This window comes from Erwinia sp. (assembly GCF_049696395.1).
GTDB lineage: Bacteria > Pseudomonadota > Gammaproteobacteria > Enterobacterales > Enterobacteriaceae > Erwinia.
In genome coordinates this window covers 1-12605 of sequence record NZ_JBAVTT010000179.1, presented here as the reverse complement: position 1 = coordinate 12605, position 12605 = coordinate 1, and the positions used below count along the sequence as shown (strand labels likewise).

11 protein-coding genes and 2 pseudogenes are annotated in these 12605 nt (G+C 48.4%); 10 read left to right on the top strand and 3 right to left on the bottom strand.

Annotated elements, in window-relative coordinates; all coding sequences use genetic code 11:
• Positions 1–1713, top strand: a 1713-nt coding sequence (locus WCC56_RS20580) for a flagellar biosynthesis protein FlhA (protein ID WP_424694170.1), incomplete at its 5' end; no start/stop codon positions are given.
• Between the two features lie 66 nt (positions 1714–1779).
• On the opposite strand, the gene WCC56_RS20575 is transcribed toward WCC56_RS20580, so the two are convergent.
• Positions 1780–2328 (bottom strand): TetR/AcrR family transcriptional regulator, encoded by a 549-nt coding sequence (locus WCC56_RS20575; protein ID WP_424694169.1) that lies wholly within the window; start codon positions 2326–2328, stop codon positions 1780–1782.
• Positions 2329–2670: 342 nt separating this feature from the next.
• Here WCC56_RS20575 and WCC56_RS20570 point away from each other — a divergent pair, with 342 nt between their 5' ends.
• From WCC56_RS20570 to WCC56_RS20555, 4 genes are all read left to right on the top strand, one after another.
• Complete coding sequence (locus WCC56_RS20570; RefSeq protein WP_424694168.1) at positions 2671–3693, top strand: NADP-dependent oxidoreductase; 1023 nt, start codon at positions 2671–2673, stop codon at positions 3691–3693.
• Positions 3694–4164: 471 nt separating this feature from the next.
• Positions 4165–4377 carry a hypothetical protein gene (locus tag WCC56_RS20565; protein WP_424694167.1) on the top strand — a complete coding sequence of 71 codons (213 nt, stop codon included), beginning with the start codon at positions 4165–4167 and terminating at the stop codon, positions 4375–4377.
• Between the two features lie 819 nt (positions 4378–5196).
• Positions 5197–5442 carry a regulatory protein YcgZ gene (ycgZ, locus tag WCC56_RS20560; RefSeq protein ID WP_424694166.1) on the top strand — a complete coding sequence of 82 codons (246 nt, stop codon included), beginning with the start codon at positions 5197–5199 and terminating at the stop codon, positions 5440–5442.
• Between the two features lie 178 nt (positions 5443–5620).
• Positions 5621–5914 (top strand): hypothetical protein, encoded by a 294-nt coding sequence (locus WCC56_RS20555; RefSeq protein WP_424694165.1) that lies wholly within the window; start codon positions 5621–5623, stop codon positions 5912–5914.
• Positions 5915–6420: 506 nt separating this feature from the next.
• On the opposite strand, the pseudogene WCC56_RS20550 reads toward WCC56_RS20555, so the two are convergent.
• Positions 6421–6504: pseudogene (locus WCC56_RS20550) on the bottom strand (CsbD family protein); the annotation flags it as partial.
• Between the two features lie 1050 nt (positions 6505–7554).
• Here WCC56_RS20550 and cspE point away from each other — a divergent pair.
• The 3 genes from cspE (at position 7555) to WCC56_RS20535 (ending at position 9441) form a co-directional block, all read left to right on the top strand.
• Complete coding sequence (gene cspE, locus WCC56_RS20545) at positions 7555–7767, top strand: transcription antiterminator/RNA stability regulator CspE (RefSeq protein ID WP_424694164.1); 213 nt, start codon at positions 7555–7557, stop codon at positions 7765–7767.
• Positions 7768–8266: 499 nt separating this feature from the next.
• Positions 8267–8758, top strand: coding sequence for an Hsp20 family protein (locus WCC56_RS20540; RefSeq protein WP_424694171.1), 492 nt, complete (start codon positions 8267–8269; stop codon positions 8756–8758).
• Positions 8759–8985: 227 nt separating this feature from the next.
• Positions 8986–9441, top strand: a complete 456-nt coding sequence (locus WCC56_RS20535; protein WP_424694163.1) for a VOC family protein — start codon at positions 8986–8988, stop codon at positions 9439–9441.
• 100 nt (positions 9442–9541) lie between these two features.
• Here WCC56_RS20535 and WCC56_RS20530 read toward each other — a convergent pair whose 3' ends face one another.
• The gene (locus WCC56_RS20530) at positions 9542–10141 is read right to left on the bottom strand and encodes a YceI family protein (protein WP_424694162.1); all 600 of its coding nucleotides are present in this window, start codon (positions 10139–10141) and stop codon (positions 9542–9544) included.
• 250 nt (positions 10142–10391) lie between these two features.
• Here WCC56_RS20530 and WCC56_RS20525 point away from each other — a divergent pair, with 250 nt between their 5' ends.
• Entirely contained in the window at positions 10392–11624 is a 1233-nt protein-coding gene (locus WCC56_RS20525; protein WP_424694161.1) for an MFS transporter, read from the top strand.
• A 633-nt stretch (positions 11625–12257) separates the two neighbouring features.
• Positions 12258–12605: pseudogene (locus tag WCC56_RS20520) on the top strand (hypothetical protein); the annotation flags it as partial.

Below are 12605 nucleotides of genomic sequence, written 5' to 3'. Positions count from 1 at the left end.
ATCAACTTTGTGGTGGTGACCAAAGGCGCTGAGCGTATTTCCGAGGTCTCGGCACGCTTTACTCTCGATGCGCTGCCTGGCAAACAGATGGCGATTGACGCCGATCTCAATGCAGGGCTGATCAATCAGGAGCAGGCTCGCGTGCGCCGCAGAGATGTGGCGAATGAGGCCGATTTCTACGGCGCAATGGACGGGGCCTCAAAGTTTGTTCGTGGTGATGCTATCGCCGGGATCATGATCCTGCTGATCAACGTCGTTGGTGGCATCCTGATCGGGATTTTCAAATACAATCTGGATGCTGGCCAGGCGTTCGATCAATATGTTCTGCTGACCATTGGTGATGGCCTGGTCGCGCAAATTCCTTCCCTGCTGCTGGCTACAGCCGCGGCTATCATCGTCACTCGCGTCAGTGATGATGAAAGCAAGGGCATTTCTGATGACATCAAAACGCAGCTGTTAGCCAATCCCGCCACCATTTATACCGCCTCATTCGTGATGTTTGTGCTGGCCATCGTGCCTGGCATGCCCCATATGGTGTTTCTGGCCTTTACCGGCCTGCTGCTGTTTATTGCCTGGCGTCAGAGTCGTTTGGTGGAGAAACCCGCGCAAAACGATCAGGATATGGCGGCCCTTACCCGCGCGCTGGATAATGATGACCACGTAAACGTGTGCTGGGAAAGCATCCCGCTGGTGGAGGCGTTAGGTTTGAACCTTGGCTACAAGCTGGTGACGCTGGTCGATAAATCGAAAGGCAGCCCGTTAACACAGCGCGTGCGTGGCGTGCGTCAGGTGGTTTCGGAAACCAGCGGCGTACTGCTGCCGGAGATTTCTATCAGAGAGGATTTCCGCCTGAAGCCGGCTCAATACGCGATCAAGGTCAACGGTGTGCGGACGGCGGTAGGTGAAGTCCATCCGGATCGGATGATGGCGATCCCAACGGCGGAACAATACGGCGAGGTGGACGGCGTGCTGGATACCGACCCGGCTTACGGCCTGGCCGTTACCTGGATCACCCCAGAGATGAAGCCGAAAGCGCTGAACCTTGGCTATCAGGTTGTTGACTGCGCCAGCGTGATCGCGACGCATGTTAACCGCATTGCCCGCGAGCATCTGCCGGAGCTGTTTAACTATGATGATATTACTCAGCTGAACTTACGGCTTTCTGGCGTTGCGCCAAGGCTGGCGGAAGACGTAAACACCGCGCTGAACTTCAGCATGCAGCTGAAGGTGTATCGTCTTCTGTTGCAGGATCAGGTGTCGCTTAAGGACATTACCACTATCGCGACCACGCTGGTGGAAAGCTCGGCACTGACCAAAGATCCCATTTTGTTGGCCTCTGACGTGCGGTTTGCTCTGCGTCGCGCCATGGTTGCGGCTATCGCACCTGACAGCAAACCTCTCTCGGCTTATACACTGGACAACGCGCTGGAAAATCTGCTGTTAGGCTCGCTGAATCAGGCCCAGCAGGCCGGAAAAGTCAGTCTCGACAGCTTCCCGGTTGATCCGAATATCCTCACTCAGCTGCAATCCACGCTGCCGGTGGTGCTGGAACAGCTGAAGGCGCAAAACCTGACGGCCGTGTTACTGGTGACGCCGCAGTTGCGTCCGTTGATCGCTCGTTATGGTCGCCTGTTCGCTGCCGGGCTGCATGTGCTTTCGTATAATGAAGTTCCGGATGAGGTGGATCTGCGGATCGTTGGAAACGTGAACTAGACGCCGGACGTATCAGTAAAACCTCTAAAAAAACTGGAAGCATTGCTTCCGGCTTTTTTTAGTAACTTAATCCTTATGGGCATCCTGACTGCAAAGCCGTGTGCGGCAGACATCCAGAATTTCATCCGCCAGAGCTGAATTATCAGGGCAAGCACGAGATAGCACCAGTGCGCCAACAAGATGCGCAAGGGTATCTATCAGGTCAGCACGGGTTCCATTGTCATTTCCCAAAACTGCCAGCTGACGTTCAATTCCGGCCGAAAATGTCGCCTTTATTGACTCAGACTGACGGGCTGTATCAGCGCCCAGTGCAGACATCACGCAGCCCTTTCCCCTCTCATCGCGATGCTGGCGGGAGAGGTAGTACTCAACAAATTTTTCCCGGTTCACACCTGCCGTACTTTCTGCAGAGCGCGTAAAACCGCAACTCATCGCCTCCGCCATCAGATCTGCCTTAGAGCCAAAGTGCTTGTAGAACCCGCCGTGAGTTAACCCTGCTGCAGACATCAGTTCCGCTACACCCACGCCATCGTAACCGCGCTCGCGAAACAGTTCTGAGGCCGTTTCAACAATGCGCATTCGGTTTTCCCGAACCTGCTCTTTTGACACTTTCATGTTTTCAATCCTCTCAAAATATAGGGCTAAGTATACATTGATGATGACCATAATCAAAAAGATTGACTTTAAAGATGATGATCATCATCATTAGGTTGAAACTAACCTACCTTATGCAGGGAAATAAACATGACGACCCCCCCCCTATTTCAGCCCTACAATCTTGGGCCTTTTACGCTTACCAACCATATCGTGATGGCACCGCTAACGCGTAACCGGGCCGGAGCAGGTCGAAAGGCTGAAGACGAACGCGCCTTTGGAATTCCACAATATAAAGCACTCTAGTCAATGAGTGGCACTCTGCAGATCCTTCACTGACAAACGCCTCATGGTAAACGACAAATGAAGACTAAGACGATGAAAGCATTTACGTTTAAACGTTATGGTAAATCTCCTGGCTTAGGATTTGATGACGTAGAGTTTCCTTCAGTCACTCCTGATGAAATCCTGGTTAACGTTTACGCTGTCGGCCTGAATCCGATTGATAACATTATCCCAACCGGACTATTTAAGCCGGTTTTGCATTTTAAACTCCCCGCCACATTGGGCAGTGATTTGTCCGGTGTTGTCATTGCCGTGGGAAGTCGTGTGACGCGTTTCAAGCCAGGTGACGAAATATTTGCCAGCATTTTCGATAAGGGAACGGGCTCTCTTGCCGAATTTGCAGTGGTGCCTGAAAGCGCCGCAGCAATGAAACCCGCAAATCTGGATTTCGTGCAGGCGGCGGCTCTCCCTATGGTGAGCCTCACGTCCTGGCAAGCGCTGAAAGAGCGAGCCATGCTGCAGCCTGGTCAGCAGGTTTTCATCCCGGCAGGTTCCGGGGGAATTGGCAGTTTTGCGATCCAACTGGCGAAGCATCTTGGCGCGAAGGTGGGAACCACAACAAGTTCAGGCAACGTCGAGTGGGTGAGTCGTCTTGGCGCAGACGAGGTGATTGATTATAAAAAGCAAGAATTCGAAAACGTGCTGAGCGGCTACAATGTCATTCTTGGCACTGTCAAAGGCGATACGATTGAAAAATCCACCCAAATACTGAAGCCCGGAGGAACGATTGTTTCCCTCACCGGGCCTTTAGATACCGCATTCGCAAGGGCTCGGGGAGTGAATTTCTTGCTGCGTTTCGTGTTCGGGCTGATGAGCCGTAAGATTAAGCGTCTCACGAAAAAACGGGGCCTGACCTATTCATTTCTCTTTGTCCGTCCTGATGGCAATCAACTTACCCAAATCGGCGAACTCATAGCAGCTGAACAACTCAAGCCTGTGATTGACAAAGTGTTCCCCTTTGCAGAGACGAAGGAGGCTCTTGCCTACCTTGCTCAGGGACATGCGAAAGGAAAAGTGGTCGTTAAGATGCAGCATTCATAACGAGTAAAATTTGACTCTGTTTGAAAGAAAATCGCCAGGATAGCTCTGCACTATTTTAACAAAATTTCAGGGCCATTTAGCTAATTGATGGACCTGAATGCCACCTCTCGCTCGCAGCGATTTGTCATTTCCGCTTAACAAACAGGATTAATTCGGGATGTTTTCCGAATTCCTGACGCCCCGCTATCACTCTCTTACTAACGTCATCATCATCATCATCATCATTGTTAAATTAATGTTTTACTAAGATGCTATGTTTTCGATAATTGTTAATGCATGGTTTAGAATGAATGTTTATTGTTTTATTTTTATAGAAATAACTATTATTGAGTTTTTGATATGGAGAATAAATCACTAAACATTGTTAATTATCTCAGAATTTAATTTTATTAACTAAATAATCCTTGATCCAGATCAAGGAAGACACTTTTTTGCTGTGCAAAAATTGATCACTCTTTCAATGGAGAATCTATGACCACAGCAGCATTTTATTATTTACTCAGTAAGAACAAGGAATGGGTCCTGCATAAAAAAGGATGTGATGAATTTATAAGATCCAACTTCAAAATTTTCATCGGCACTCTTTATACAGATGGACAGGCAATTGGAACGGCAAAGCGTCATGTTAATATTTTTAGTTTGTGCCAGGACTGTATTAGTAAGTTTGAGGTTGGCCAACATTAAATAAAGAGGAAAACCTCAACTCTTTAAAAAAAATAACAATAAAGTTATGATGATAGCAATTTTTTATGAATAAAAAGAATGATGTTTTTGAGGTGATATTTAAAACTCTGACTAAAACGACATTCCCCTCGAAATAACAGCAAACCAGTCAACGAACTCATCATTCAAGACATTCTGTTTTTTAGGTTCATACGGTCCCTACAGAATTTCAAGGATGACATCACCGGAGTTTACAGGCTCAGGCTCAGGCTCAGGCTCAGGCTCAGGTGAGGGTAAGATGCTGGTCTTCCCCTGTGTAGGGATTTGGTGAATAAATCGGATTCACCTAAATTGACTCCCGCAACTGACTTCCTCAGCCAATCCCCACACGTTAAGGCATTCCTTCACGCGGGATGTTTCAAGGCACGACTCATGACCAAAGCTTCTACAACCTCCCTATACCAGAGGAAACTTTATCCAGCGGGTGTAAGATAAGGTAGTTGCGGTGGCTTATCATCACTATAGCCAAACGACATTTCTAACTTTCGTTTTCTGACAACGCCCTTCATTAAGGGCTTTGGCAGCGTCAAATACAGAATTTTCCAGCTACGGCCATCTTGATGCCCTTTAAGGGCTTTATTATACTCTTCGTGAGACTTAGGTACTCAGTTTGGACCGACTCTGCTTTCATTAACTCTATGATAGTAATAGATAAGCACTTTTTGCTAAAATTTGCGTAATGTCACTGTTCACTATTGCTGTACAAGTTTTAATTTTTTGTATAACTTTAGCGCAAATTTCTTGGACACTTATTGAACTTTAGGGCAGAGGGGCATATAAATGCGTCAGGACGGGTCGAATCCAAAGGCTGCAAACGACATCAGCCGGTACTTCAGCGAGGCTGCGCTGCCTTCGCAACAGGAAACGCTGGGACAGATCGTGGTTGAAATTCTGCGTTCAGGTAACCTTCTGAACCGCAAATCAATTTGTACCCGTCTTCTAAGCCGGCTTGAGCAGGCGACAGGTCAGGAGCAGGAACAGCATTATCATGAACTGATCGGCCTGTTGTTCGGTCGTGAAGGCTGAGTTTTAAAGCATTATGTTTGCAGAATATCAATCTACCGCACTCGTTACTTTACTCCTCAGTCTGACATTCTGACCGGCAGCGGGTCCTGTTTAGATCCGCTGCCGAATTGCAGATATCTGCTTCACAACGTTTGCGCCCTTCACGGTGCGTTAACCTCACTGATCCAGAGACGTTAGTATGTACAGAAACGATGAAGAAAAACTGACTGACATTGTCATTGGCGAGGCCGTAATGGTCCTCCTTAAGGATGATTCAGCAATCAGCAACACCGCCCTTATAAAGCAGCTGCAGGCAATGACAGCTGACGAGATGGATCTTGCCAGACAACGGGCTTGCCGGCGCGCTGTGAGCGAAGTCAGGGGCTATATTGCTGATGAGCGGCGTGAAGCCGGTAAGGACGTCCGTGACAGCGAAAACGTCAGTCATATGTTTACTAATGATGGACCGGCTGACGGTACCAAAAAACACTGATGGCCCTGTATTGCTGAACTGTAGTGTTTACTGACAACACTGCAGTCTCTGAGAATATACTCGCCGTAGCGAGGGACAACCGGCGGGTAGGCCTGACTGTGCCCAGAGGCCAGATTGTCTTTCTAACTTTACGTGCACCGACATCCCTTATATCGTGCAACGCCTTTAGAGTTATTCCGGAATGATATAGAGCGGCAATAGAGCTTTATGGATGATAAGGCTATGAGGGTGAGAAGCAGACCTTATTTTCAGTGAAAAATTTCAAGCAGGTAGCTGAGTGCCTCTCGATAAATGACATCGAGATTTTTATCGGTTATCTGGCTGGTGTGCGTCTGAAGCATAATAAGCCCCTTTTTTTGTAAGTGATTCGCCAGCTTTCAGAAGTTCTGATACCGCTTTTCCCACTACGGCACAAACTTCAGAAGGAAAATTTTTTTCCTTTACGTACACATGTCCCCCCTATCACACTGGATGCACAAACAGTTTAATACCGAATAGATTAAATTATCGCCATCCTTCAGGTCGCCCCACTTTCCCTTCACTTTGCCTTTAAGCTGCTTCCAGTTAACACTGATGCGATCTTCATTCATGAAGCTTCTCCTGATTTAACAAGGCCAGAAATAGCCGCCGGTCGTTGCTGTGTCTGTCTTTGCCCAATGGACCTGATAAGTTTAGCTTATTTGCCGCGATTCTCTGTGCGACGGTGAGACCCTCAATCTGTGTAGTGAGCATAACGACAGTAAAGGGTATGCAGAGCATGACATCACACTGGATTCGAAGCCTAAAAGCACCCTGGATTTTCCAACGAAAAAAAGTCTTGACTCTGTTTTATGGATGAGAAAATTAATAACCAACGGCAGGCGATGTGACAGCCTGATCGTTATAACCAAGATTCTTCTGACAATGAAAAGTAATGCGGTAAAGGCCACGTAACAGCAATAGGGGAATACAGGAGGGTTGATTAATGACCGCCTGTCGTTTTAAGGCCCTGTTACAAGCTTCACAACCGCAAAGTGGGGACGTGTATTTCGCGATGATGTCAGGCCATGTAAAAAGAGTATATCTACGTCGATAACGTGTTATGTGCCAGAATGACTTACCGACGGCAGTAAGGCCACGCATCAATAAGTCTGATATCGCGATGGGGGAGATGTACCTGTTCAGCTTGCCTTTGTTTCAGGCAGTGCAATGCTATCCGGTAATATAAGGAGGTTTTATAGATTCGGCGCCTCATATTATCTGTCTGGACCTGTGCATTTTAACGCTGTACAACCGGCAGTAAAAATTCGATAAGTTTGTTAATGTTAATCCAAGTGTATGTATCACCCTAAAAGCCCTGATGGTCATCATCAGGGCTTTTCTCTGTCTGATGCCAGGCTGGAAAATAATCCCCAATTGCACCCCGAGTGGAACTTTTATTTCGTTACCCCTTGCAATCCCTTCCCGATGCGGCGTAGTATGCCCCATCGGTTTGTTACACAGACCTTATGAAAGCAGTTTTAGTAAAGCAGTCCTCAGTTCAGGCGTTATCCAAAGATACCCTTCATCGTGAGTCTCCTCCTAAGTGCCCCATAAGTTCATCTCTGCAAAACAGACCACGTTCGCCACCTTTCGTGGCCAAAAAAATTAAGGAAGTATCGATGTCTGATTCAATGACTGGTTTAGTAAAATGGTTTAACGCTGATAAAGGCTTTGGCTTCATTTCTCCGCAGGATGGCAGCAAGGACGTGTTCGTCCACTTCTCTGCCATTCAGAGCAGTGATTTCAAAACCCTGGACGAAGGTCAGCAAGTACAGTTCTCCGTGGAGAACGGTGCTAAAGGCCCCTCTGCGGTAAACGTCGTGCCGTTATAAGCGGCCAGTAACGGGCTTAAAACAGCGATGACGGCAACAGCCTGAGCAGTTAAGCTTCCGTTACCTTAAAAAAACCCGCCACGTGCGGGTTTTTTTATTTCTTCTGGGTGGTGATGCCTTTCAAGGACGAAATGATAAACATTGACGCTACAGCTGCTGCAACGAAAATATCAGCCCGAAAAGCGTAAAACCGACTGTTGTTACAAGCAGCAGGCCGATAAGTATTTTACCGAACACCCTTCCCTTCCCCTCTTTTCGTGTAATTAGCCGGAATTTATCATTTTTCTTGCAGGAATCAATACCGGCAAGCCCCCTGATACCTGCACTCAGGCTTACCTCGTTTCCCGGCTTATGGGAAAAGGACTGACGTGATATCTGGCCAAAAAAAATTTTTATCGGGGCTTGAAAATTCCGGCACAGATTATATAAATATCCATGAACGGGGCTGGCCCCGGTTCGATGAACTTTTGGATGAACCCTTATTCAGAGGATTATCATGATGAATCTGCGCAATTATTCCGTTTCTCCCTTCTTCAGTGATGCGGTGCTGTCAGACCGCTTTAATCGCATGGACAGACTGTTCAGCCAGCTCACCGGCGATACCAGCGCATCGCGACTACCCGCCTATGATTTGCAGCAGCTGGACGGGGAGCACTACGCCCTGACCGTTAGCGTGCCGGGCTGGACCCAACGTGAACTCGAGATTGAAGTGGCGGGAGGCCAGATGACGGTCGCCGGCCACAAAGTGGAGACCGACCGTGACGACGCTCAGGCTGAAAAAGAGACGGGCGCTTCATGGCTTCACCGGGGAATACATCAGGCCAACTTCCGGCTGAGTTTTGCCGTGCCGGAACATGTGAAGGTCACGGGGGCAAGGCTTGAAAACGGCCTGCTGCGGGTGGCGCTTGAGCTGGAGGTGCCGGAAAGTGCGAAGCCTCGCCGTATCCCTATCGAACAGGGTGATGCGCGACTTCTGGACCATCAGGTGTAAACCCGCTGCCCGCGACATTCCGGGCCGCACGGCACCCAGAATGTCGTTGCTGATGCGACTGATGGAGAAAATGGCCGGCCAGAAAGAGAAAGCGCTGGCAGTCTGAAAAACGAACACTCCCGGTTGTTCTCTTTTGGCAGCCGGGAGGGACGTTTAAGCATTTGAGAACAAGTACCCTCAACAATCTATGACATATTCAACTCCTGGAGATTTCACAGGAATGTAATATGAAAGAGCACGATGTTGGTTTTAGCCACATAGCGCTGCAAGTCAGAGATATAGCACGCAGCGTCGATTTCTATCAGCGTTATGCCGGCATGCAGGTCATCCATGAGCGCTCACCAGGCGTTGCAGAAGCTCAAAAAGTCGCATGGCTATCTGATTTGACGCGTCCGTTTGCACTGGTGCTGGTGCAATCTCAGACAACGGTGGATACGCCTTTGGGTCCGTTTGGTCACATTGGCGTTGCCTCTAACAGCAAAGAAGAGATCGATGCCAAAGTTGCTCTGGCAGAACGCGAAGGTGTGTTACGCCGACCAGCACAGCAATCATCCGATCCAGTGGGTTATTGGGCGTTCTTCGCCGATCCTGATGGCAACACGCTTGAGCTTTCATACGGTCAGCAGATTGGGCTTGAGATTATGATGGGACGCCATTCAGAACGTTATGAACGGAGAGATTGACTTCCCCGTCCGGTTTGGCGGCGAGTTTCCCAATTGAAATCAAATGTACTGACCTTGCAGGCAGCATTTGTATCGAAAAATGGTTGTCCCGGCATGCTGATTAGCTCGCCCCCGGGATTATTGATGCGCCTTTAAACGGGCGAGCCTGAATTTCAATAGTAATCTTCACCGTGTCATCAACAAATGCGGCAAAGCTGTCCATATTGAATGCTGAACGCGAAATCGCTGTTGAGGCATACAGAAAAATATTCTCAGTACCGGAGAGACCACCCATTTTCCCATCCAGTGATGCATTAAGGATCACCGGGCGTGTGACGTTCTTAATTTTCAGAGTTCCAAATACCCGAAAATGTCCATTTTCCAATGCCACAACGCGACTACTAGTGAAAACCAGGTTCGGATAGCTTTCAACATCAAAAAAGGGACGGCTTTTCATCTGGTAGGTTAACAAGCCATTGGAAGCCTCAAGGGTAGCGACCGGAATGGTAACGTCGATACGATCCTCCCTTTCATTTCCTGCATCGAGTGTAATTTCTCCCTTCACGTTTCCCATGCAGGCTTTGGATATCCCCCCAAATGCATGCCAGGATAGAGAAATTGTCGTTTTTTGCGGGTTGATACTGTAGATCGTAGGGTTGGCGTATAAGGTTAGTGGATAGAATAAAAAACCCATGGCGATCGCAGGCACGATACGAGTCATATTGATAATCCTTAAAGTGATTATCATGTAGACACTTCAACCGTCATTTTTATTCGATTCAACCTCACACTTCAATGCTAAAAAACCGTTAACGCCAGAAATTTGCAAACAGAGCCCCATCAAAACGATACAGTTTCAGTAAGTTGCCTTGAGTTCTTAAGATTATTCAGGGTAATAAGACAGGCAACTCAACCCAGGCCATGATGCCGGGGTATTTTGGTGATGATAAAACTTTTCGGGGCCAGGGTTAATGAGATTACGTTCACTGCAGGTTCTTTGTCTGCTCAACTTCTTTATCGCTGATGTCCGTGACGGGCTTGGGCCGTTTTTAGGCATCTTTTTAGTGTCCCATCACTGGCGGGCGGAAGAAATTGGCCTGGTAATGACGGTGGGCGGGTTGGCTGGACTGCTGGCCACATTCCCGGCGGGGATGATCGTCGATGCCACACGTTATAAACGTCTGTTAATTATCACGGCATCCCTGCTTATTACATTGAGCACGCTGGCCCTGTGGTTTTTCCCAACGTCCGCCGTGGTTATTTTATCGCAAATTATTACCGGTATCGCGGCAGCTATCGTCGCCCCAACGATTGCCGGTATCACCTTAGGCATCACCGGTCAGAAAGGTTTTCTGTTGCAGATGGGCAGAAACGAAGCCTTCAACCACAGCGGCAATATGTCAGTTGCGGTGCTCGCGGCTTTCACCTGCTGGATTTGGGGCACCGGTTCGGTATTTTTACTGATGACTACCATGGCGGGGTGCGCCGTGGTGTGCACACTAGCGATTAATAAACACGATATAGATCACGCTGTGGCAAGAGGGGCTGTAAAACACGAAGGCCCCGCCGTGTCTGTCTCTGTGCTGGCGTTGCTGAAGCGACCTGAACTGGCGGTAACGGGGATTACGCTGCTTCTCTTCCACCTGGCCAACGCGGCACAGCTGCCGATGTTAAGCATGCAGGTCGCCTCCTCTCCCCTGGATTCTCTGTTCACGCCTGGCACCTATGCCGCCCTTACGGTCGCGATTTCTCAGGCGGTGATGATCCCCGTTGCACTGCTTACGGCGAAGTATGCCTCAAAATATGGCTACGCCAGGCTTATTGTGATTGCGCTGATCGTGTTGCCTTTTCGTGCAGCGATAGCGTCGTTCTGGAGCAATGAATTCGTATTATTTCCAGTACAGGCGCTGGACGGCGTTGCCGCAGGTATTTTGGGCGTGGCCGTCCCTGGACTTATCGCCTCACTCTTTAATGGCTCAGGACATATTAACGCCGCGCTCGGGCTCGTTATGCTTCTTCAGGGACTCGGTGCCTCACTTAGCCCGGCATTAGCTGGTGCCATCGTAAGCCACACCTCATGGAGCTTTGCCTATCTTATATTGGCGGGCATTGCACTCTGCGCCCTGCTCATCTGGCTGATATTCAGCAGGCACGTTTTTAAATCACTTCAGCCTGAGCAAAAGGTAAAATCCCAACGGGGTTGATACCGCTTCATTCGGACAGCGTTATGTTTTGGTGCAACGCGAACGTCATCAATGTCCATTCCGGGACGCTTCCACTGCGTAAGATCCGGTACGGGGGGACATCCTGTCAGGAAGAATAGTGATGTTATCAGCAGCGGTAACGTCATCAATGTTGATTTTGTTCGCATTTAATTCCCTTTACTATTTTTCCAACAGACATCCATACTGCCCGTATTACGACTTTGCGACAACCTTGTTCAGGTGGCCTGATAAACCGGTTCTTCATCTTGAACACGTGAAAATCGCACGGCTTCAACACGCTTAGCAACCGATTAACAGCATTGTCATGACCAACTGAAGCGCTGTTTCTGGAACCAGTTCAGGTTCAGGTTAACCTCCTTCAGGGGGATCGGCCTCGCCTGTTTTGTAGATAAAAAGATTTACAACAAAAAACGGTTTTTACAGTACAGTTAATAATTAGAACCTTTGTTTTGACAGCAAAGATTGGCAGGGTTAGGGGATTGCTTCGCCGCGAGATGACGGCATTTTAGAGAGTTATCACGTCAAATCCCCTCTCCGTGCCCCTGAAAACCACACTTTATTCATCTGGCTGAACGCATTTAATACCATCAGTATCAGAAGCATGCGCTGTTTGTGCGAAAAAAAACATTTGTGAATGTGTCTGAAAAATTATATCTTCAAAAAGTATGTGTTTTTGTTAAACAATTGTTGTTTAAATGTTTTTTGAGCAAAAAAACATCATGCCACTCTCTGTTGTTCCAGAGCACTTCCAAAAACCATGTAGTCGAGGTTTATGAGGATAATATGACAGCCACAGCCCCAAAGAAGTTTACCCTGACGCTGCTGACGAGCGCGCTTTTGATGGCTACTGCCACTGCCAGTGCAGCGGATGCGGCCCCCAAAGGAGCCACCGAAGCAACAAAGAAGGCTAACGAAGCCATTGCTGAGTATCTGCCGTTTTCGAATACCCAGGACTTTGAT